Raw genomic sequence first — 22,243 nt, forward strand, 5'->3', positions numbered from 1 at the left:
CTAAATTATGCGCCGACCAGTTCCAGCGCGTCGTGGGCGATGACCCACTCTTCGTTGGTCGGGATAACCAGGGCCTTGGTGGAGCCAGCCTTGGTGATCTCGCCACCCTTGCCGAAGCGAGCTTTCAGGTTGGCGTCGTGGTCGACGTCAAAGCCCAGCAGGCCCAGCTTGTTCAGGGTGATCTCACGGATCGGGGCGGAGTTCTCGCCGATGCCACCGGTGAAGACCACGGCATCCAGGCGACCGTCCATGGCGGCGGCGTAAGCGCCGATGTACTTGGCCAGGCGGTAGCAGTAAACGTCCATGGCGCGCTTGGCTTCTTCCTTGCTGTCGTAGTTGTCTTCAACGAAACGGCAGTCGGAGGTGACTTCGGTCAGGCCCTGCAGACCGGACTCTTTGGTCAGCATGGTGTTGATCTCGGCGACGCTCATGCCCAGCTTGTCGTGCAGGAAGAAGATGATGGCCGGATCGATGTCACCGGAACGGGTACCCATCACCAGGCCTTCCAGCGGGGTCAGACCCATGGAGGTGTCGACGGACAGGCCGTTCTTGATGGCGCAGACGGAACCGCCGTTGCCCAGGTGGCAGTTGATGATGTTCAGCTCGGACACCGGCTTGTTCAGCTGCTTGGCGGCTTCCAGGCTGATGTAGTAGTGGCTGGTGCCGTGAGCGCCGTAGCGACGGATGCCGTTCTCTTTGTAGAGTTTGTACGGCAGGGCGTACAGGAAGGCTTCTTCCGGCATGGTCTGGTGGAAGGCGGTATCGAACACGGCCACGTTCTTCTCGGCCAGCTCCGGGAACACCTTCAGCGCGGCACGGATACCGATCAGGTGAGCCGGGTTGTGCAGCGGCGCGTAAGGAATGGCGGCTTCGATGCCGGCGATCACGTCCTTGCAGATGCGCACGGAGGAGGTGAATTGCTCGCCGCCGTGTACCACGCGATGGCCGATGGCGATCAGGTTCTTGGACAGTTCAGGGTTGAGCGGCAGGATCTTGTGAACGATGAAGTCCAGTGCTTCCTGGTGAGCGGCACCGGCACCCAGATCGGCGCTGCCTTTCTCACCATTGAGCTTCCACTTGATGCGGGCGTCGTCGAGGTTGAAGCACTCGGCCAGGCCGGACAGCAGATCATCACCGGTGGTTGCGTCAATGACAGCAAACTTCAGGGACGAGCTGCCACAGTTAAGAACAAGAACCAGCTTACTCATGAATAAATCCTATCGCAGATTGGGTTGGGTTGGAGGATGCGCCGGACGCGGTGCGTCCAAAAACATTCAACTTATCCTTATGAGGGTTGGCAATCTGTTGCTTGCCCCTTGTATAGTGATACAAGACCCGAAATCCAGACGTCCCTGACTGGCCAACGGCAGGCCGTTGGCGTAAAAATTAAGCGTTCAAAGGATAACCTGATTGTTGAAAAATAACAAAGTCATCCTCAATCTTTGTTATTGAACCTCAAATATTGTCGAGGTTTTGCCGTTAATACGTTCAAAAAGAGCTCGGAGGTAGCATGAGCATGAACATTTTTGGAACTAAATTACAGCAAGGCCGTCATTATATGACTCTTTGGCCGCGCCGTCCCGAGCTTAATTCCATGTTCCCGGAGAATCGGGTGATCAAGGCGACTGAGTTTGCCCTCAAGATCATCCCGGCGCTCGCCGTGCTCAGCGTCATGCTGCAATTCCAGTTCGGCGAACAGCATTACTGGCCCTCGGTCATGACCTCTGTGCTGTTTCTGCTCAGTCTGCCGCTACAGGGGTACTACTGGCTCGGTCAGCGTGCCGACACCCGGTTGCCGCCCTCCCTCGCCAGCTGGTATAGAGAGATCAACGGCAAGATGAACGAGCAGGGCGGCCATCGCCAGCTTGTCTCCCGGCCTCGTTATGAAGAGCTGGCCGATACCCTCAACGCCGCCTTCAAGCAGCTGGACAAGTCCTTCCTCTACGAATAACAAGCAGCTTGTGCAACAAGGCGCCCGAGGGCGCCTTTTTCATCTGTTTTTTCAGGCCGCCAGCACCTTGCTGATCTCCTGAATGGAGAGCTTGTACTGACGGGGGCATTGACGCCAGGCCGCCAGCATGCGCTGGTATTTGTCACGCATGGCGATGTCGCTGGAGAGCTCGTCGCAGGGGCAGGGCAGTTCGGGGAAGCGCTTGTCCACCTCCAGCAGGAAGCAGACATAATCTGCCAGTTCCCGCTCCTGGCTGCGGCTGTAGCCGTTGAAGCTCAGGCGGCTTTCGTTCACCTCGGCCTGGGCGGAGGCGTCCAAGTTGCCCCAGGAAATGGCCAGCGCATGGTGCAGCTCCAGGGTGTCCAGCACCTCCTGGCAGGTGGCGAGATCCAGGTGACCGAAACTCTTCTCCAGCTCGAGGATCTGCAGGCAGTAGCCACGTTCGACTATGGTGCTGGCCCGCTGGTAAAACGCCGCCTTCTCCGGATTGAGTTTGGCCAGGATCTCGTACTGATTACTCAGGATCAGGCGTTCGGTGTGGCTCATGTTCATGGGCTTTCTCACTGGAAAATGAAACTGGGATAACGTTAACTCATATTCAGGATGAATTTTTTGATCTGAGCGGGGAGGTTGGCGATAAAACGCAGGCGGCGACGTCAAAGCACCGCTTATCAGGTGCACAGATCGTCGCTGGACTGGCGGCCCTGCGGCGGCATCTTCTGATGAGCCGAGCCCAAACGACGAGGGCCTGCAATGGCAGGCCCTCGTTCTTATTCCAGCTATTCCGGCGTTTGCCATTCAACCCTTGAGGAGGTCGAGCACCACCTGATGGTGGTCGGTGGTCTTGAACTTGTCGAAGCGATGGCTGATCTTGCCCTCCTCGTCGATGAGGAAGCTTAGCCGATGAATGCCGTCGTACTCCTTGCCCATGAACTTCTTCGGGCCCCAGACGCCGAACGCATCGGCGACCGCATGATCTTCGTCCGCCAGCAGGCGGAAGTTCAGGCTGTCGCGCTCCTCGAACTTCTTCAGCCGCTTGACGGGATCCGGGCTGATGCCGAGCACCACCACGTTGAGGGCGGCAAGCTCTGCGTTGACGTCGCGCAGGCCGCAGGCCTGGGTGGTGCAGCCGGGGGTCATCGCCTTGGGATAGAAATAGATGAGTACCTTCTTGCCGCGCAGGGAGGCCAGGCTGACCTGGTTGCCATCCTGATCGGAGAGGGAGAAGTCGGGGGCCTGGGTGCCAATGGATAAAGGTTGCATAGGATCTCCTGAGCCGTCAGGCGTACTTGTGATTGACGAGGAAGTCGAAGGATTCGGCGCCCAGTTCACGACAGAAATCGGCGAAGGCCGTCTTCGACTCGCCGGCTTCCCCCTGCTTGGAGAGGTTCAGCTGGAAGCTCGCCTTGAGCAGGTTGAACGGTTGCTGTTCCAGGGTGATGGTCTGCATGGCCTGGATGTCCCAACCGTGGTCGCTGAAGAACTGGGTGCACTGGCTGACGATGCCGGGTTGGTCCCGGATCAGTACATCGGCGCTGGCGCTGATGTCGTATTGCAGCGAGTGGTGGCGCTCGGTGCGCTTCATCATGGTGATGAGGTCCCACTCCTGGCTGCGCAGGGGCAGACTGATTTCGAGTTGCATCAAGCTGTTCCAGTCACCGGACAGCAGCATGATGAAGGTAAATTCATTACCAAAAATACCAAGACGGCTGTCGACAATGTTGCAACCGCAGCCACTGACGTGACGGGTAACTTCATTGACGATGCCAGGCCTATCCGTGCCGATGGCCGTTACGACCAGGTAGTGAGTCATAAATGTCTCTCGTCCATTAGTGCGAATGCGATGACGGCGATCGCGATTGATGGCATGACAGCCATGCTTCGGGTCATGCCCGGCTCTCGTGCGTCATTTTTAGGGCGGATGGTATCACGGCTTGTCCCTTGCCTCCCTTGTTTTTCAAAGGGGGCAGCTTTACCATAACGCCCCTGAAAATCGGGAGAAAAATCCATGTTACGCGGTAGTATTGTTGCGCTCGTTACCCCCATGCTGGCCTCGGGCGAGATCGACTGGACCAGTCTGGCAGCCCTGGTCGATTATCATGTCGACGCCGGTACCAGTGCCATCGTCGCGGTGGGTACCACGGGCGAATCGGTCACTCTGACCGAGCAGGAACACATCGCCGTCGTGGAAAAAACCGTCGAGTTCGCCGCCGGCCGCATTCCGGTCATCGCCGGCTGCGGCTCCAACAGCACCGCTCATGCCATCGCGCTCTCCAGGCGTTTCGCCAGCATCGGCGTGGTGGCGGGCCTCTCGGTCACCCCCTATTACAACAAACCGACCCAGGAAGGTCTCTATCGTCACTATTGTGCGATCGCCGAGGCTAGTGGTCTGCCCCAAATTCTCTATAATGTGCCCGGTCGCACCTGCTGCGATCTCAAACCCGAGACGGTGGCCAGATTGGCCAGAGTGCCCGGCATCATAGGTCTGAAAGAGGCCACCGGCGATCTGAGCCGAACTCCGTTGCTGCGCGAGCTGTGCGGGCCGGATTTTGCGCTTTATAGTGGCGATGATGCCAGTGGATGTGATTTTATGCTGCAAGGGGGCGATGGAGTCATCTCGGTCACCACCAATATTGCGGCGGCCCAAATGGCCGACATGTGTCGTGCTGCGCTGACCGGTGATGCCGGACGGGCGTATGATATCAACAATCGATTGATGCCGTTGCATCAGACTCTGTTCTGTGAACCGAGTCCCATCCCGGTGAAGTGGGCCTGTGCCCGACTGGGATTGATGGCGACGGCGACCTTGCGCTTGCCGCTGACCGACCTCACTCCCGAGGGCGAACAGGCGATGGCGCGAGCACTGACGACTGCGGAGTTGATGGCGAGTGTTTAAAGCAAATGGAAAGGGAAATGCAGTGCGCCTGGTGCTGAGTGTCGCGACCGTTGCCGTGTTGGCAGCCTGTAGCTCACCCCAGGATCGCAAGATGGCCAACCGTGGCTTCGAGTATGAAGAGAGCCGCCTCGAAGGTCGCGCCTTCCTCGTACCCGCCGGGTTGAGTACCCCCGCCTTTAACAGCAGTTTCGACATTCCGGCTCTGCCCGAAAGCAGCCGCGAGGGTGCCCTGGGTGCCAAGATCGACGTGCGCCCGCCCGCCCAGTTGCTGACCGTGGTACCAGGCAGCCAGGTGGTGACCAAGGCCAGCGAGCCAACCCTGGCCTTCTATGCCCTGAGCACCAGCCAGAGCGTGGAACGCGATACCTGGGCCTTCCTGATGAACTTCCTGGCTCAGCACAAGGTGACCACCGAGAAGCTGGATCAGCAGGCCGGCGTGCTGCAGACCGGCTGGTTCGACAACACGGTCGCCCTCGATGGCTGGGGGGAAGAGGACGAAGACTTCAAGATCCGTCAGCGCTACCAGTTCGTCTTGAAAAATGACCCCCAGCGCCACGCCGTCAACATGTCGGTGCGGGTACTGGAGCACGAAGAGACCTACGACGGCGAGACCAGCACCGCGTTGACCGCCGCCGATGCCCAGCGCTACGCGACCCGGGCCCTGAACCAGTTCTCCCTCTACTACGACAAGCAGCTCAAGGCCCGTGAACAGCACAAGTCCAGCGATGGCATGGGTATGGAGCTGGGGTTGGACAACAACGAGCTGAGTGCCTGGATCGCCGACGGCTCCTTCGAGCAGGTGTGGCGCCGCCTCAACCAGGTGCTGCCGGGCTACGGCTTCACCATCAAGGATACCCAGCAGTCGCTTGGCTGGATCGACGTCGAGTATGACGATCCGGGTGCCGAATTCTGGCAGGCCAAGGGCGCCGAGCCGTTCAAGCTGGAAGAAGAGGCATATCGCTTCCAGCTCGGCGAGATGGCGGGAGGCAAGACCTCCATTACCCTGTTCGACAAGGACAAGAAGCCGGTCGCTTCCGGGATCATCTCCCAGATGTACATCAGCCTGTCCGAGGCGTTTGCCAAGGGGCAGGCCGATCAGGCAGCAGCAAAAGCAGAATGAAAACAGGGGCCTAGTGCCCCTGTTTTGTTAGGTTAATCCCTCGTTCAAAGCGGGGGCATAGCGCGGTTGTCTCGTCCCCTGCTTGAAGAGGGGAGAACAGCGCCCTGGCCGCCTCCTCGTGAAGAGGGACAGTGTCCCGACGCTTTAATATTGGTCCCCCGACGGAAGCGGGGGCCAGCGACTTTTGTAAGGTTAACCCCCACAAACAGGGGCCTGCGCCCCTGTGTTATTACGCCCACAACAGGAAGTGTTACTAACCATGAGTCTTGCAGATCAAGTATTGGCGGTGAACGACGATCTCCCGATCCGTACCGATAAACCTGTCCATTCCGGCAAAGTGCGCAGCGTCTACTGGTTGACCCCGGCAGACAGCGCCCGTCTGATCAAAGAGAAGGGTTACAATGTACCGGCCGATGCGCCGCTGGCCATCATGGTGATCAGCGATCGCATCTCGGCCTTCGACTGCATCTGGCAGGGTGTGGACGGGCTGAACGGCGTACCGGGCAAGGGCGCCGCCCTCAACGCCATCTCCAGCCACTGGTTCAAGCTGTTCAAGGAGAAGGGGCTGGCCGACAGCCACATCCTGGATATCCCGCATCCCTTCGTCTGGATAGTGCAGAAAGCCCGCCCTGTGATGATCGAGGCCATCGCCCGTCAATACATCACCGGCTCCATGTGGCGTGCCTACAAGGACGGTGAGCGCGACTTCTGCGGCATTCGTCTGCCGGAAGGGCTGAAGAAGGATCAGAAACTGCCGGAGATCCTCATCACCCCGTCCACCAAGGGCGTGCTCAAGGGGCTGGAAGGGATACCTGAGGCCGACGACGTCAACATCTCCCGTGCCGACATCGAGCGTCACTGCCAGGCCTTCAACTTCAGCAAGCCGGCCGACATCGATCGCTACGAGGTACTGCTCAAGGAAGGCTTCAACGTGATCAGCGATGCCCTGGCGGCGCTGGATCAGATCTTCGTCGACACCAAGTTCGAGTTTGGCTACGTCAATGACGCCGAAGGCCGCGAGAAGCTCATCTACATGGACGAAGTCGGTACCCCCGACAGCTCCCGGATCTGGGATGGTCCCGCCCTGCGCGATGGCGAGATCATCGAGAAGTCGAAAGAGGGCTTCCGCCAGTGGCTGCTGAACCATTTCCCGGATCCGGACATCCTGCTCAACAAGCACCGCATGCCGGAGCGCTTCGCCCTGGCGCGGGACAACAAGTTGCCGACCGAAGTGATGATGGACATCTCCAACACCTACGTGGGGATCGCCGAGAAGATCATCGGTCAGCCGCTGGTACGCTCCGCCAATCCGAAGCAGGAGATCATCGAGGTGCTGCGCACCCAGTACGGTCTGATCGACTGAGGCTTGCCGCCTTTTTTTGTCACCTGAAAACAAACGTTTGCCGGTGATGAAAGACTGGCTGCGTCATCGAGGTGACAGACAAACGGGCCCCATTGCGGGGCCCGTTTTAATTGGGCTTTCAATGACGTTGGGAAGGCGCTAGCCGTTGACCCTGAATACCTGTCCGCTCTGCACCCCCAGCACCGACTTCTTGTAGGCCTGGGCAACCCGGGCCGCGGGTACGGGTACGAAGCCCGGGAAGAAGTCGGCGTACTTGTCCATGGATTCTTCCAGCACGGTCGGGCTCACCACGTTGATGCGCAGCCCCCGCGGCAGCTCACAGGCGGCGGCCCGCACGAAGTGTTCGATGGCGCCGTTGATGGTGCTGGCGCTGACGCCCCAGTTGATGGGCTCCTCGCTCAGGATGCCGCTGATAAGCGTCATGGATCCCCTGTCGTTGAGATGCGGGATGGCGGCGCGGGTCAGCCGGATCTGGCCCATCAACTTGCTCTCGAGCCCGGTCTGCCACTGCTCGTCCGTCAGCTCGGTCAAGGCGTTGAAGGCGACATTGCCACTGGCGACCACCAGGGCATCGAACCGGCCTATGCCCTCAAACAGGGCGGCGATGGAGGCGCCGTCGGTCATGTCGACCAGGGCATCCCCCTGCCGATGGCCGACCCGGATCACCTGATGATCCTTGGCGAGCAGTTCGCTGACGGCGGATCCGACGGTGCCGGAGGCACCCACTATTACGATTTTCATCTTGATCACTCCTGTTTGGGATATTTGTCATTCTAGTCGGCATAAAAAGAAGAAAAAGCGCTTAACATGAACGTATTGTTTCCATATTGGAGTTAATGGATGGATGTCACTCACCTGGCGAGTTTCTATGAGGTGGTGAAAGGGGGCAGTTTCTCCGCCGCCGCCGACCTGATGGGGGTGAGCAAGGGGATGCTGAGCCGCCATGTCAGCGCGCTGGAGGCATCCCTCAATGCCCAGCTGTTGCAGCGCACCACCCGCCGGCTCAGCCTGACCGAGGCGGGCAAGACCCTCTACCTGCAGGCGGGGCAGATCTTCGCGCTGGCCCGACAGGCGGAACAGGACATCCAGGCCCTGACCGAGGAGGACAGTGGTCGGCTGCGTTTCACTTGCCCGGTCAGCACCGGGGATCGCATGGTGAGCGAGTTGCTCAGCCGCTTCGCCGAGCTCTGCCCCGGGGTCGAGGTCGAACTCAACTTCACCAACGCCATGATCGACATGAGTCAGGGAGAGCACGACATCGCCCTGCGCGCCATGGCGTGGGTACCGGACAACCTGGTGGCGTTGCCGCTCGGCCGCTTGAAGGACGTGGTGGTGGCGAGCCCGGCCCTGATCGCGCGGGAGGGGATCCCGGCCACGCCCTACGAGCTCGGCGGCCGCACCTGCCTGCGGCAGGGGAGCAACCCCGCCTGGGAGCAGTGGCACTTTCGCAAGGAGGGGGAGGAGGCGCAGATCCCGGTGCAGGGACGAGTGCGGACCAATCACTACAGCACCCTGCTGCAGCTGGCCCAGGCCGGCATGGGCTACGCCAAGTGCCCGCTGATGCTGGTGGAGGCCAGTCTGGCCAGGGGGGAGCTGGTGGCCGTGCTGACGGATTGGCAGACGGGTTTGCATCCGCTGCACGTGCTCCATGCCCAGCAGCGGCGGGTACCGCGCAAGATCCGCCTGTTCAAGCAGGTGCTGGCCCAGTGGTTCGCCGAGCGGCCGCACTATCTGCTGTAGAAACAAGCGGCGAAAACCGGCGGTAAAAAACCGCGATGAAGCACCGTCCCTGGTCCCGTTATTTTTCTGTCATATCCGGCTGCTAGCCTGCGCCCATCACAGCGATCGGCAAGGAGGCAGGGAATGAAGGGTCATCAGGGTTGGATTGGCGTTATGTTGTTGTGCAGCGGAGGGGCGCAGGCCGAGGTCAGGGTCGAGGCGCCGGAGGATGTCCGGATCCTGGCGGTGAGTGACGGCAAGCTGGAGGACGAGCGACACGCGGTGCTGGCCGATGGCGAGCAACAACTGCTGGTGCGCTATGAGGGGGTGATCCCGAGTCGCAACAGCAGTGACAACGATCGCCAGATCCGCTCCGAGCCCCAGGTGATCCGCTATGAGGCGCGTGCTCAGCCGTTGCAGCTGCAGGGCAATGCACCCGGGGACGACATCGGGATGGAGCGCTACGCCAAGGCGCCGCTCATGAGCCTGCTGGCGGCGGGGCAACCGCTGGCGGTGGTGCAGGATGAGCTGGTAATCAAGGGCATGCAGATCGGCATGGACTGGCCTGCCCGGCTGGCGGAGTACAACCGCAGCGCTGGCAAGGCGGCGCTGATGACGGCGGCGGCACCTACGACCTTGGTCGCGAGCAGCACGGCGCCCACCGTGGCGACCAGCGCGCTGGAGGGGCAGTTGCGGCAGCTGTTCTTGCAGGCGGACCCCGAGCTTCGCAAGCGTTTCATCGGCTGGGCCGTGCCCCGGCTTTAAGTTTGCCCCTCGTTGCAGTAACGTGGGCGCATCCAGCGATGTGCCCGCCTACCGACGAGGTTCTTATGTTCGAATTGCATCCCCGCCTGCTGGCGGATACCCGGTCCCTCGGGGATCTGCCGTTGTGCCGCGTCCTGCTTGCCAAAGACAGCCAGTATCCCTGGCTCATCCTGGTGCCGCGCGTCGCCAACTTGCGGGAGATCCACCATCTGGCACCCGCCCAGCAGCAACAGCTGATGCAGGAGTCCTGCGCCGTCGCCACCCTGATGGAGCTGGCGCTCAACCCGGACAAGATCAATGTGGCGGCGCTGGGCAACCTGGTGCCCCAGCTGCACCTGCATCACGTCTGCCGTTTTGGCACGGATCCCGCCTGGCCTGGCCCCATCTGGGGGGCTCATCCTGCCGTCCCATATAGCGCACAAGATTTGCAGCGCGAGGCCGATAACTGGCGAGCCCGCCTGGCCACCTTGAGTGGATTCAGCCCGCTCGCCGACTGACAAACTCGTCAAGTGGGAGCCGGCTCGCGGTTTCGACGCCAGAATCGCATTATCTGTTAGCGTGGCGGCCGAGCGCGTGGTGACATGAGTGACGAGACAGACAAGCCCATTTTTTCGATCAGCAGGAAGGTTCCATGATAGTGACAAGATCCGAGGATGATGCCGTATTCACCACAGAGGATGTGCTGCTGAGCCTGTGCAATTCGGTGACGACGGTATTGAGCGCGGCGACCATGAGCCAGGTGCGCTTCTCCGGCATGGTGCAACGGATCAGCAAGACCTGCCTCAAGCCGGACATCGGCTGCTTCGTGCTGTTCGATGGCGGCTTCTCCGGGCTGGTGGTGATCAACTTCTCCGCGGCGGCGGCCATGGAGCTTTATCAGAGTTACATGCTGAGCATGGGGCTTTCCAAGGAAGATCTCGCTATCTCTCACACCTCTGACGACGTAAGCAACGTCATGGGCGAGCTGATGAACCAGATTGTCGGCAGCTTCACCGGCAAGGTCGGTCGCGAGCTGCAGACCCACATCACCCAGAACCAGCCCAAGATGCTGGCCCTGAACAAGCAGGTGATGCTGAGTGTCGACACCAACCTCGACAACCCCGAGACTCGCCGCGTCACCTTCTTCACCGCCAGCAACAACATCTTTTATCTGGAGCTGGCGATGGACAGGACCGAGTTTATCCGGATCCACGACGGCGGGGTGCAGGAGGAGGTCGATCCGGACGAGCTGATCGCCCAGGCCAAGCTGGCGGCGGCCAAACCCGCCCCCGCACCGGCGGCGCCCGCCAGCAACGATCACGACGATCTGCTCAACTCCCTCGGGCTCTGACAGCAAGCCGGAAACAACAAGGCCACCCTCGGGGTGGCCTTGTTGTTGGCATCGACAACGACTCAGAAGTTGTAGAGCAGGCCGGTGCTGAAGACACTGGTCTGGTTGTCGTAGAAGGCGATGTCGGAGTCGGCCTGACTGTAGGCCGCGGTGATGACGCCGGTAAGATCCTTGACCCCGAGCAGACGGTGCCAGAAGAAGGTACCGGTGAGGGCAAACTCGTCGGCATCGGCCCGCTGGCCAAAGAGGGGGTTCGCCTCGTCATAGTCACGCTTGCCCATATAGGCGTTGCTGACGATGGACCACTGGGGGCCGCGCTTGGCATAGGTCAGTTGCAAACCGGTGTTCTTGAAGCTCTCGGCGCTGCCGTCGAGTTTGGCCTGCTTGTAGAGAATGGCGGGCTCCAGCAGCTGGCCATCGCCGAAGTGCCACTGGTAGGAAAGCTCCATGTTGTTGACCTTGCCGTTGCGATCCAGCATGGAGGCATAGTGGGTGCCGTGGGCCAGGTCGTACTGCTGGCCGCTGCGCTCCTCGTCCAGATCCACTTCCCGGCTGGTGATGCTGCCGTTGAAGTTGCTGCCCCAGATCTTGTCCCAGGCGAAGCGCACCCCTTTTGACTTGGCATCGGTGGAACTGCGATCCACCCCGGTGGCGAAGGGATCGCTCCACAGCTCGACCGGCATGACGTTGAACACCACGGATCCCGCCACTATTCCCTTGTCGCCCATGGCCTGACGGATCCCGAGCTGCTGGGTAAAGTCGAAGCGCAGCGCATCCTGGATCAGGTTGCCGAGAAACGCCTGGGTGCGGGTATCGGCGAAGGTGTAGCGGATGTCAGCGTTGATGAGGGGTGAGAGCGCGCTGTCGCTGCTGGGGGAGCTCAGGTTGTCGATACGACTGTTGCTGTCACCACCTGCATAGAAATTGGATTCATGGCTGCTGGCGGTGACGCCCCCCAGCAGAAAACCGGACCAGCCCGATTGTGTGGGAATGGCACCAAGGTCGGCGTGGGCCGCAGTGGCGACCAGCAGGCCGAGACTCAGCAGGACGGGATTGCGCATCGGTAAGGGCTCCTGACAGTGGGGATGATGGCGGCGGTAGTCTGGCTCGGATTCGTTTGCTGAACTGGAGCTGACTGGGTGCGGGCATGCTACCCCAGTAGGAGTGTGACGTTAATCAATAATTTAAGATGCAACGGGCAAGAGTTCGGGGCGCCGTACTGGTATTCTGTTTGCGCAATAACGGGGAGAAAACAACGAGATGAAGCAAATCAAATCCTGGGCGCAATACTATGTCGACCTGATGACCAAGCTGGGGCTGGTGCGTTTCAGCATGCTGCTGGCGGCCTGCATCATAGTGCTGGCGGTCTCCATCCAGATGGGGGTGACCCTGTTTCTGCGCGGCACAGTGGACATCGTCGATCTGGTGCGTTCGGTCTTCTTCGGCCTGCTGGTGACGCCCTGGGCCGTCTATTTTCTCTCCATCGTGGTGGATCAGCTGGAAGATTCCCGGCAGCGCCTGAGCCGCCTGGTGGCGAAGCTGCAAGACATGCGCGAGCGGGATCTCGAACTCAACAGCCAGTTGCAGGAGAACATCCACCGCCTCAACGCCCAGATAGCCGAGACCAACAGGGCCGAGACCCTGCGTCAGCAGGCGATAGAGGATCTGGAGAACGAGGTGTTCCAGCGCGAGAAGGCCCAACTGCATCTGGGAGAGCGCACCGCCCTGTTGCGCTCCTTCATCGACTGTTCGCCGGATCTGGTCTATTACCGCAACGAGGAGGAGCAGTTCTCCGGTTGCAACCGCGCCATGGAGGAGCTGACCGGCCGGGTCGAGGCGGATCTCATCGGCTTGACCCCCTTCGATGTCTACAAGCAGGACATCGCCAGCAAGGTAGTGGAGACCGACAAGCAGGTCTTCGCCAACAACGAGCCGCTCACCTATGAGCAGTGGCTGGAGTATCCGGATGGCCGCAAGGCCTACTTCGAGCTGCGCAAGGTGCCCTTCTTCGACCGCTTCGGCAAGCGGCTCGGCCTGCTCGGCTTTGGCCGGGACATCACGGAGCGCAAGCAGTATCAGGACAAGCTGGAGAAGGCGAGCCGCGACAAGACCACCTTCATCTCCACCATCAGCCACGAGCTGCGCACCCCGCTCAACGGCATAGTGGGCCTGAGCCGGATGCTGATGGATACACCGCTCGACCCCGTGCGGCACCAGCAGCTCAAGACCATTCACCTCAGCGCGGTGACGCTCGGCAACATCTTCAACGACATCATCGATCTGGACAAACTCGATCGCCGCCGGCTGGAAATCGCGCCGACCCGCATCGACCTGCCCGCCTTCCTCGACGAGCTGGAGACCCTGTCCCGCATTCAGGCGGAGCAGAAGGGGCTCTATCTGCATTTCGACAGGGACGGCGACATGCCGCAGTTCGTGATGGCCGACGGCACCCGCCTGCGCCAGGTGTTGTGGAACCTGGTGGGCAATGCGGTCAAGTTTACCGACGAGGGGGGGGTGACGGTGCGCTGCCTCTCCCACGCCTCCGACGTGCCGGGCAAGCTGGCGCTGCACTTCGAGGTGGAAGACACCGGGGTCGGCATCCCGCGTGCCCAACAGGAGAAGATCTTCGCCATGTACTATCAGGTGCAGGGCAAGAAGCACGCCACCGGCACCGGCATCGGCCTCGCGGTTTCCCGCCAGCTGGTGCAGGCCATGGGCGGCCAGCTCTATGTGGACAGCGATCCGGGCGAGGGCTCCTGCTTCACCGCCGAACTGGAGGTGGAGTGCGTCGAACCTCAGGCCATCGAACCGGAGCAGGAGTTGCCCTGCCTCGACATCCTGCTGGTGGAGGATGTGGAGCTGAATGTGACCGTGGCCTGCGCCCTGCTCGGCAAGCTGGGCCATGAGGTCAAGGTGGCGCGGGATGGCGCAGAGGCGCTGGCCATGGCCAACCCGGATGACTTCGATCTGATCCTGCTCGATATTCAGCTGCCGGACATGACCGGTTTCGATGTGGCGGCCCAGCTGCTGGCACGCTATGGCGACAGCCTGCCCCCCATGGTGGCGCTTACCGCCAATACCACGGGGGATCGCCAGTATTATCGGGATCGCGGCATGCAGGATGTGATCAACAAGCCGCTCGGCTCCAAGGCGGTGCGGGAGGTGATCGGCCACCTGTTTGCGGATCTGGCCTTCGATGAGGCCGATGCGATAGCAGATGCGGGCAATCAGGACGCCCTGCTGGATCTGCCCTTCCTCACCGATTACGCCAGCACGGTCGGCAAGCCGATCCTGCTCTCCAGCGTGGACTTGTTCGAGAAGATGATGCCCGATTACATGGCGGTGCTCGATTCCAACATGATTGCCAAGGATCAGGCCGGGGTGGTGGAAGAGGCGCACAAGATCAAGGGGGCGGCCGGCTCCATCGGCCTGCGCCGCCTGCAACAGACGGCGCAACTGATCCAGAGTCCGGATCATCCCGCCTGGTGGGAGAACGTGGAAGACTGGATTGAGACGCTGCGGCGGGAATATCCGGGGGACATCACCCGACTGCGCCGCTGGCTGCTCTCCTGAGCAGGCTCATCATTATCACCAAGGAGATCCCATGTATCAGCGCCTGATCCCGTCACTGCGAATTCACAGCTGGGGCGAGGAACCCCTGCTGGAGGCGACCGAGCAGGATCGCGCCCGCATCGTGCAGGCGGCGCCGGTGCGCCGTCTGCAGCAGAAGACTCAGGTCTTTCCGCTCGATGTGAAGGCCTCGGTGCGCAGCCGCCTCACTCACTCGCTGGAGGTGCAGGAGACCGGCCGCCAGATCAGCCGCCGCATCCTGGCCGCGCTGCCCGCAGGCTCGGTCTGTGAGGGGGTCTTCATCAATCTGGTGGAGATGTCTTGCCTGCTGCACGACGTCGGCAACCCGCCGTTCGGTCACTTCGGCGAGCAGGTGATGAGCCAGTGGCTGGCACAGGAGCTGGATGGCCTGTTCGCTGCCGCCCAGAGTCAGCTGCCGAGCCCGCAGTGGGCCGAGCTGCGCCAGGACTTGCTGGTGTTCGACGGCAATGCCCAGAGCCTGCGACTGGTACACAGCCTGCACGAGCTGAACCTGACCCTGGGCCAGCTGGCGGCCCTGTGCAAGTATCCCCAGCAGCCCCAGCCCGGTTTGCATTATGGCCAGCACCATGGCTGGGCCAGCAAGCGCGGTATCTTCTTCAGCGAGCAGCCGCTCTACAGCGCCCTGAGCGAGAGCCTGGGGTTGGCGCCGGGCTGCCGTCATCCGCTGGTCTACATCATGGAGGCCGCGGACGACATCTCCTACTGCATCGCCGATCTCGAGGATGCGGTGGACCGGCGGATCTTGAGCCTTGGCGAGCTGCTGCAGGCACTGCGCGGCGCCGATGAGGGGGACTATATGGCTGGCCTGCTGGCAGATGCCGGCGCCTCCGAGCGGGGCTTCTTCCCCCATTTTCGTCAGCATCTCACGCAAGACTTGAGCGCGCTGGCGGCCGCTACCTATGTGAGCGAGCACGAGGCCATTCTGAGCGGTGCCTATCCCAGGGCGCTGCTGCACGGCCAGGCACCGGCTGCCAGGGTACTCGATACCCTCAAGCAGGTGGCGCGCGAGCTGGTATTCATGCGCCCCGAGGTCGAGGCGCTGGAGCTGGAAGGCTATGCCGCTCTGCGCGGTGTGCTGTCTACCTATGCCTGCCTGCTGGCGCTGCCGGTCGCCCAGTTCGAACGGCTGCTGGCCGGCAAGGGTGGAAGCGAGCTGTTCTTCGCCCGCCGTCTGTTCCACCGGCTCTCGGCCCGTCACCTCAAGGCATACCGGTTGGCGGTGGCCACGGCGGATCCCCGCTTTGCCTCTGCGGCCGAGCAGGAGTGGTACTACAGGGTGCGGCTGCTGCTCGACTACGTCAGCGGCATGACGGATACCTATGCGCTGGAGGAATTCCGGCTGTTGTCCGGGATCTGACCGGGGTTCATGAGACGCCCCACCCATATGGGTGGGACAGATATTGCACAACATTCGGTGTTTTTCTAGACTGTGGCAACTTGTTCAACTTTCACTTGGTAAGGAGACGAATATGCAACATTCCATGTTCAACGTTGCGTTCGATCGCTGCATGAGCAGCGCGAAGATTCGTACTCGTTATTTACCGCGTGGAGGGAACAGGTAACACCTGCCTTTTCATCACCCGCGGTTATCCCGCAGGGTGATGTCCTCTCTCCGGGAGAACCGCATGTTCAACTGGAGAATCATATGTCTATCGAACTCACTCTGCTGCGCACCGTCGAATCCCTGGTTCAGAAACGGATCACCCGACTGGAGCGGCGCGTCAGCTATCTGCACCTCTCCCCGGCCATGTTGAAGGATATCGGCCTGGAAGGCATGAATGTGCAGGTTTCCCATGTGCGTGAGCGGGAGTTTCAAACCGGCTTTCGCCTCGGGAATCGAATAACCTGAGGTAAGGGGCCAGGCCCCGAACTCCTCGATGGCAGGCCTCGGCCTGCCATTCTTATATCCAGATGAAGGCGACACGCATTTATTAGTCGCACATTTAACCAAAAACTCTATGATCACCCCCCTGTTCGTATGGGAGTTAATTATGTTGCGCCGTTGCTATCGTCTCATCTTGTTGTGCTGGCTCGCTTGTTGGAGCCTGGTGACGGCTGCTGCCACCGCATTGAGTCACGACAACCTGGTCCAGGCGGAGCAAGCCTGGCTCGAACGGCGCAGCGAGCTGGTAGTGGGCATGCCTTCCGTGGATTGGCCACCCTATGTCTACACCAACGGTCGGGGTGGGTTCAGCGGCCCGCTGGATGACTTTGCCGAGCTGGTGGCGAGCCAGCTGGGATTGACGCTGAAGTACCGGGGTTATCCCGATTATGCCCGCGCCCAGCAGGCACTGACCGATGGTGAGACCGATCTGCTGCTGGGGGTGGTGCCGGAGCAGAAACCGCAGCAACAGGCGCTGAAGACGCTGGATATCATGGGGGTGCCGCGGGGGGTGCTGCTTGCGCGCACCCAGACCGAGACCGCCCTGGCCGAGGCGAGGCACTGGCGCTGGGTATGCATACGGGGCTTCGGGGCCTGCAATGAGCTGATCAGGCTCGGGGTAAAGGATCACAGCGAGGCTGACAGTGTCGATGAGGCGGCCTTCATGGTGAAGCGGGGGCTGGCGGATGCCTATCTGGCGGACCTGCCGACCCTGATCCGCCTGCAGCATGTGCGACAGCATGCCCAGTTGCAGGTGATCACGCCATCCTGGGTACCGGCGACCCGCCTGACCATGGTGATGACCGCCAACAATCTGGGATTGCACAGCCTGTTGCAACGGGTGCTGGACGCCATCCCGGACAGCGAACGCCGACAAGTGCTGGAGGCGGGCGGTGGCATCGATTATGGCCAAGTGCATGGACCACGCCAGAACCTCTTCAACCAGGAGGAGTTGAACTGGCTGGCACAGCACCCTGTCTTGAAGTATGGGGTGGCGCCCAACTGGCCGGCGATGAGCAATATCGACAAGCAGGGCCAGCTGGTAGGCTTTGTCGCCGATCTGCTGGATCTGATTAGTGCCCGCTCCGGCCTGCAGTTCAGCCTGGTACCGACGCCTAGCTGGGGTGACACCCTGGCGCAGTTCGAGGCAAACAAGCTGGATTTCGTGCCCGCCATGACCCCGACCGACGAACGCCGCCGATCGATGCGGTTTACCCCGAATTATGCCTTCATCAACCGGGTCATCGTGGGGAGGCTGGGGACGGACGAGCTCTCCAGCCCTGCGGATCTGAAGGGACGCCGGGTGGGGATGGTGCGGGGATCGGTGGAGCAACTGCTGCTGGAGCAGGTCGGGGCCGTGATGGTCAGCGCCGACAGCGATATCCAACTGTTGCCGCTGCTCGACAACCATCAGGTGGATTACACGCTGATCAGCATGAACACCCTGGGGCAATCACTGCAGAAGGGGTTCAGCGATCACTATCAGGTGGTCTTCTCCGGCGATGAGCTCAGGGTCCCCGTTGCCATGGCGGTGCAGCAGCAGGACCCCATGTTGCAGCAGATCCTGAGCAAGGCGCTGCTCTCCATCCGGCCGGACGAACTGGCCAGACTGGATCACAAGTGGCTCTCCCTGACCATACAGACGGGGCTGGACCCGAGCAAGGTGCTGCTCTGGTCCTCTCTCGGAGGAGGCATCTTCCTGCTCTGCGTCCTGCTGTTCGTTGGCTGGAACCGGACCCTGCGCCGCCAGATCAGCCAGCGACGAGAGGCGGAGCAGCGGCTGGAGGAGCAACTGGCATTCGTGCAGATGATGCTCGATGCGCTGCCCAACCTGGTGGTGCTGACCAATGAGCGCCATGAGATCGCGATGACGAACAGGGCTTATCAACAGTTGTTCTTGCAGGGGCGGGATCTCACAGGGGACTACTCACGGTTGCTCAAGGACCGGTTGCCGGATGCCATTCGGGAGAGGGTGCTCAGGGAAGATGCCGGCGTCTGGGAGAGCGGCGAGGAGTTCAATGGTGGTGGCGAGCTCAAGCTGGCGGATGACAGCGTGCACCAGATGATCTACACCAAGCGCCTGTTTGTCGGCCCCGATGGCAAGCGATTGGGGATCCTGACCGTGCTGACCGACGTGACCCGCACCAAGGAGGCCGAGGCGCGGGCCAAATCGGCGGAGACCCGGCTCACCCAGATCACCGACAGCATGCCGGGCCTCGTCTATCAATACCATTGGCTAGGGCCGAGGAACGGACGCTTCCTCTATACCTCCCAGGGGATCAAGGAGATGGTGGGCTATGAAGAGGATCCGGTGCAGACCGCCGCAACCGGCAGCACCCTGCTGGGGCTGACGGGACAAGCACTTCATGATTTCGTTGCCACCGTTGAACAACATGCCAGGACGATGCAACCGCTGGATCTCGAAGTCGATATCATGCGCCATGGAAAGCCGTGCTATCTGCAGATCCGGGGCCATTTTGTGAAGCAGGAGGGGATAGAGGGCGTCATCCTGAATGGGGTGGTGCAAGACATCACCAGCCTGAAGCGTCAGGAACTGGAACTGCGTCAGGCCAGGACGGTGGCTGAGGAGGCGATGCAGGCCCGCAGCCGCTTCCTCGCCACCATGAGCCATGAACTGCGTACCCCCATCTCCGGCATGCACGGCATGCTGGAGCTGCTGCAGATGAGCGATCTGGACGACGATCAGCGCTACATGCTGCGCAACGTCTCGACGTCCACCAACCACCTGCTTTATCTGGTCAACGACATCCTGGATTTCTCCAAGATAGAGGCGGGCCAGCTGCAATTGCATCGCCATCATTGCCGACTCACCTCGGTCATCTGCGACGTCATCCGCGGCCACGCCACCCTGGCCTATGGCAAGGGGCTCAACGTGGCGCTGGCGTGGGGGGCCGAGGTGCCGGATCATGCCAGCATCGATGCGGTGCGGGTGGGCCAGGTGATTTCCAACCTGCTCAACAATGCGGTGAAATTTACCGAGTCTGGGCAGATAGACATCCGGGTCGGTTATGGCGACCAGCAACTGGAATTTATCGTTCAGGACTCGGGGATTGGCATCCCGCTGGACCAACAGGCCAATCTGTTTATCCCGTTCAAGCAGGTGGAGTCCGACATCACCCGGCGTTTTGGCGGGACCGGACTCGGGCTCGCCATTTGTCACCAGCTGGCCCAGAAGATGGGGGGCAGTCTGGCGCTGGAGAGTCAGCCAGGGGTGGGAACCAGAATGACCTTCAATATCCCCCTGAGCGACGGCCAGTGGGATCTGCCGCCGCTGGCCGGGCAAGAGTGGTGGTGGTTTGGCGAGGATGAGGTGCTGCAGTCGGTGATGACGCGGCTCGGCGCCAGGCTTCATCGGCTGGATCCCGGCCAGTGGCAGTCGTCGCTCAGCGGGCGCCTGTTGGCCCAAGAGAGTCGCCTGGAACAAGCCCTCGGCAGCGACTGGTTGCAGCATTTGCAGCAATCCTCGCTCAAGGGCATAGTGCTCTCCTCACAGGAGGCGCTGCGTGGCCGGATGGGCTCGGATGCCTGGTGGCGGCTGGGTCAGTCTCCGCTCTATCCTGATCTGCTGCTGGAGACTTGTCGCCAGCTGTCGGGGGAGTTGGCTAGTCAACCGGTGCAGGCCCTGGGGGACAAGCTGCAGGGGCGGGTGCTGGTGGCCGATGATCACCCCGTCAACCGAGCCCTGCTGGCCCGCCAGCTCAGCATTCTAGGTATCGATGCCGAGCTGGTGGATGATGGCGAGAAGGCGCTGCGCGCCTGGCAGGGGCAGGGCTTCGCCCTGTTGCTGACCGATTGCCACATGCCGGTGATGGACGGCTATACCCTGACTCGCACCCTGCGTGCAGCGGGCGATGAGGCGCCCATCATAGGGGTCACCGCCGATGCCTCGGAGGAGGCCAGTCTGCAGATGCAGGCGGCGGGCATGAACGACATGCTGTTCAAGCCTTACAGCCTGGAAACCTTGCGCCAGACGCTGGAGCGCTGGCTACCGGTCGCCAGCCTGCCGTCGGGCGAGCCCGAGCCACTCGTGCAGGCCAGGGCGCAGGAGCAGGGGGCGAGTTGGCTATCCTTGTTTGAGGATGAGGCGGTGGCGCGCAGCATGGCGATGGAGTATCTGGACTCCAATCGACAAGATGGCGAAGACATGATGCGGGCACTGGCCCGGCAGGATGCCCAGGCGTTGGTGGAGACGGCGCACCGCATCAAGGGGGCGGCCCGCATGGTCGGGCAGCTCGCGCTGGCAGAAGAGGCGGCCCGGCTGGAGGCGGCGGCCCGCCTGAAGCAGCTGGACAGACTCACCGAGTTGAGCCAGACGGTACAGGCATTGATGGACTCTATTACAGGCGAAATTGGATTATGGCTCGATGAATAGCACAGGGAATAATTTGGCAATCATGGTGGTGGAGGATCACAACTTCCAGCGCAAGGCCCTGATGCACCAGATCCGCGGGCTCGGCTACGGCAATCTGCTGGAGGCGCAGGACGGGGAGGAGGCGCTGGCGCTGTGCCAGCATCACCAGGTTGATATCCTGTTTTGCGATCTGCGCATGCCCGGCATGGACGGCATGGCGCTGCTGCGCCGGCTCTCGCTCGGGGGATTTCGTGGCGGCATCATCCTGTGCAGTGCGCTGGAAGATGATGTGGTCGACGCCGTGCTGCGCATGAGCAGCGCCTACGGCCTGCAGGTGCTGGGGCGGATCGACAAACCCGCAAGCCATCAGCAGATCAAACAGATGATCGGCGCCTGGCGGCCCCAGCAGGTACACAGCCAGAAGGAAGATGGCCATAGCCTGACGCTGGATGAGCTGTGTCAGGCACTGGAGCAGGATCAACTGCTGCCCTGGTATCAACCCAAGGTGAGCTTCGGCACCGGCCAGTGGGTCGGCATGGAGGCACTCGCTCGCTGGCAGCACCCGAAATATGGTCTCGTCTCCCCGGCCCGTTTCATCCCGCTGGCGGAGCAAAACGGACTCATCGATAGGCTGACCGAGGTCATCGTCGGCAAGTCATTGCGCGATGGTCACCTGTGGGAGCAGACCGGGCTCTCTCTCAACCTGTCGATGAACCTCTCCACCACGTCGCTGATCGAAGGGGACCTGTGCAATACCCTGCTCAACCACTGTCAGCGCTGGAGCATCAACCCCGAGTTGATTACCCTGGAGGTGACCGAGAGCGCCTTCGTCAAGGATTTGGGCAAGTCGCTCGAGGTGCTGACGCGGCTGCGCATGCACGGCTTTGGTCTCTCCATCGATGACTTCGGGACCGGTTACTCCTCCATGCAGCAGCTGGCCCTGTTGCCCTTCACCGAGTTGAAGCTTGACAGATCCTTCGTGGATCGCTGCTATGAGGATCCCTCCCGGCTCGCCATCATTGAGTCGAGCATCGAGCTGGCCCGCAGACTGGGGCTCAAGTCGGTGGCCGAGGGGGTCGAGGATGAATCCACCTGGCAGCTGCTGGCCGGACTGGGTTGCGATGTGTGCCAGGGCTTCTTCTCCGCTCGCCCCATGCCGCGGGAGGAGTTGCTGAGGTGGCACGGCACCTGGCTCGAACGATTGCCCGCATTGATCAAGAGTTAAACCCTGGG

19 protein-coding genes are annotated in these 22,243 nt (G+C 61.4%); 13 read left to right on the forward strand and 6 right to left on the reverse strand.

Features of this window, described 5'->3' with window-relative positions:
• Positions 1 to 5: 5 nt before the first annotated feature.
• Positions 6 to 1,208, reverse strand: coding sequence for an acetate kinase (locus ACZ9IL_RS00125; RefSeq protein WP_476001662.1), 1,203 nt, complete (start codon positions 1,206 to 1,208; stop codon positions 6 to 8).
• A gap of 302 nt (positions 1,209 to 1,510) precedes the next feature.
• Between ACZ9IL_RS00125 and yfbV the strand changes: the two genes are divergently transcribed.
• The gene (yfbV, locus tag ACZ9IL_RS00130) at positions 1,511 to 1,951 is read left to right on the forward strand and encodes a terminus macrodomain insulation protein YfbV (protein WP_476001663.1); all 441 of its coding nucleotides are present in this window, start codon (positions 1,511 to 1,513) and stop codon (positions 1,949 to 1,951) included.
• A gap of 51 nt (positions 1,952 to 2,002) precedes the next feature.
• On the opposite strand, the gene ACZ9IL_RS00135 is transcribed toward yfbV, so the two are convergent.
• The 3 genes from ACZ9IL_RS00135 to ACZ9IL_RS00145 form a co-directional block, all read right to left on the reverse strand.
• Positions 2,003 to 2,503 carry a YfbU family protein gene (locus ACZ9IL_RS00135; RefSeq protein ID WP_476001664.1) on the reverse strand — a complete coding sequence of 167 codons (501 nt, stop codon included), beginning with the start codon at positions 2,501 to 2,503 and terminating at the stop codon, positions 2,003 to 2,005.
• Between the two features lie 246 nt (positions 2,504 to 2,749).
• Complete coding sequence (gene bcp, locus ACZ9IL_RS00140) at positions 2,750 to 3,214, reverse strand: thioredoxin-dependent thiol peroxidase (RefSeq protein WP_476001665.1); 465 nt, start codon at positions 3,212 to 3,214, stop codon at positions 2,750 to 2,752.
• Positions 3,215 to 3,230: 16 nt separating this feature from the next.
• A complete protein-coding gene (locus tag ACZ9IL_RS00145) occupies positions 3,231 to 3,764 on the reverse strand; it encodes a glycine cleavage system transcriptional repressor (protein WP_042644760.1) in 534 nt (177 codons plus the stop codon).
• A gap of 195 nt (positions 3,765 to 3,959) precedes the next feature.
• On the opposite strand from ACZ9IL_RS00145, the gene dapA reads away from it, so the two are divergent.
• The 3 genes from dapA (at position 3,960) to ACZ9IL_RS00160 (ending at position 7,330) form a co-directional block, all read left to right on the forward strand.
• Positions 3,960 to 4,847 (forward strand): 4-hydroxy-tetrahydrodipicolinate synthase, encoded by an 888-nt coding sequence (dapA, locus tag ACZ9IL_RS00150; protein ID WP_476001666.1) that lies wholly within the window; start codon positions 3,960 to 3,962, stop codon positions 4,845 to 4,847.
• Positions 4,840 to 5,967 (forward strand): outer membrane protein assembly factor BamC, encoded by a 1,128-nt coding sequence (bamC, locus tag ACZ9IL_RS00155; RefSeq protein ID WP_476001667.1) that lies wholly within the window; start codon positions 4,840 to 4,842, stop codon positions 5,965 to 5,967. The genes dapA and bamC overlap by 8 nt, the downstream gene beginning before the upstream one ends.
• A 259-nt stretch (positions 5,968 to 6,226) precedes the next feature.
• A complete protein-coding gene (locus ACZ9IL_RS00160; RefSeq protein ID WP_476001668.1) occupies positions 6,227 to 7,330 on the forward strand; it encodes a phosphoribosylaminoimidazolesuccinocarboxamide synthase in 1,104 nt (367 codons plus the stop codon).
• A gap of 138 nt (positions 7,331 to 7,468) precedes the next feature.
• On the opposite strand, the gene ACZ9IL_RS00165 is transcribed toward ACZ9IL_RS00160, so the two are convergent.
• Positions 7,469 to 8,071 (reverse strand): short chain dehydrogenase, encoded by a 603-nt coding sequence (locus ACZ9IL_RS00165; protein ID WP_476001669.1) that lies wholly within the window; start codon positions 8,069 to 8,071, stop codon positions 7,469 to 7,471.
• Positions 8,072 to 8,170: 99 nt separating this feature from the next.
• Between ACZ9IL_RS00165 and ACZ9IL_RS00170 the strand changes: the two genes are divergently transcribed.
• The 4 genes from ACZ9IL_RS00170 (at position 8,171) to ACZ9IL_RS00185 (ending at position 11,144) form a co-directional block, all read left to right on the forward strand.
• Positions 8,171 to 9,070, forward strand: coding sequence for a LysR family transcriptional regulator (locus tag ACZ9IL_RS00170; protein WP_476001670.1), 900 nt, complete (start codon positions 8,171 to 8,173; stop codon positions 9,068 to 9,070).
• Between the two features lie 123 nt (positions 9,071 to 9,193).
• Positions 9,194 to 9,814 (forward strand): DUF2057 domain-containing protein, encoded by a 621-nt coding sequence (locus ACZ9IL_RS00175; protein WP_476001671.1) that lies wholly within the window; start codon positions 9,194 to 9,196, stop codon positions 9,812 to 9,814.
• A gap of 65 nt (positions 9,815 to 9,879) precedes the next feature.
• On the forward strand, positions 9,880 to 10,311 hold the full coding sequence (locus tag ACZ9IL_RS00180; RefSeq protein ID WP_476001672.1) for an HIT domain-containing protein: 432 nt from the start codon (positions 9,880 to 9,882) through the stop codon (positions 10,309 to 10,311).
• 134 nt (positions 10,312 to 10,445) lie between these two features.
• Positions 10,446 to 11,144 (forward strand): DUF3334 family protein, encoded by a 699-nt coding sequence (locus tag ACZ9IL_RS00185; RefSeq protein ID WP_476001673.1) that lies wholly within the window; start codon positions 10,446 to 10,448, stop codon positions 11,142 to 11,144.
• A gap of 62 nt (positions 11,145 to 11,206) precedes the next feature.
• Here ACZ9IL_RS00185 and ACZ9IL_RS00190 read toward each other — a convergent pair whose 3' ends face one another.
• Entirely contained in the window at positions 11,207 to 12,205 is a 999-nt protein-coding gene (locus tag ACZ9IL_RS00190; RefSeq protein ID WP_476001674.1) for a DUF2860 family protein, read from the reverse strand.
• A 199-nt stretch (positions 12,206 to 12,404) separates the two neighbouring features.
• Here ACZ9IL_RS00190 and arcB point away from each other — a divergent pair, with 199 nt between their 5' ends.
• The 5 genes from arcB to ACZ9IL_RS00215 all read left to right on the forward strand — a co-directional run bounded on the left by arcB (position 12,405) and on the right by ACZ9IL_RS00215 (position 22,235).
• The gene (gene arcB / locus ACZ9IL_RS00195; protein ID WP_476001675.1) at positions 12,405 to 14,717 is read left to right on the forward strand and encodes an aerobic respiration two-component sensor histidine kinase ArcB; all 2,313 of its coding nucleotides are present in this window, start codon (positions 12,405 to 12,407) and stop codon (positions 14,715 to 14,717) included.
• 31 nt (positions 14,718 to 14,748) lie between these two features.
• Complete coding sequence (gene dgt / locus ACZ9IL_RS00200) at positions 14,749 to 16,113, forward strand: dGTPase (protein ID WP_476001676.1); 1,365 nt, start codon at positions 14,749 to 14,751, stop codon at positions 16,111 to 16,113.
• Positions 16,114 to 16,401: 288 nt separating this feature from the next.
• The gene (locus ACZ9IL_RS00205; RefSeq protein WP_081965923.1) at positions 16,402 to 16,605 is read left to right on the forward strand and encodes a hypothetical protein; all 204 of its coding nucleotides are present in this window, start codon (positions 16,402 to 16,404) and stop codon (positions 16,603 to 16,605) included.
• 142 nt (positions 16,606 to 16,747) lie between these two features.
• Positions 16,748 to 21,031, forward strand: a complete 4,284-nt coding sequence (locus tag ACZ9IL_RS00210; protein WP_476001677.1) for an ATP-binding protein — start codon at positions 16,748 to 16,750, stop codon at positions 21,029 to 21,031.
• Between the two features lie 22 nt (positions 21,032 to 21,053).
• Positions 21,054 to 22,235 (forward strand): EAL domain-containing response regulator, encoded by a 1,182-nt coding sequence (locus ACZ9IL_RS00215; protein ID WP_476005281.1) that lies wholly within the window; start codon positions 21,054 to 21,056, stop codon positions 22,233 to 22,235.
• Positions 22,236 to 22,243: the final 8 nt, after the last annotated feature.

It is taken from the genome of Aeromonas sp. TECH754 (genome assembly GCF_056279295.1).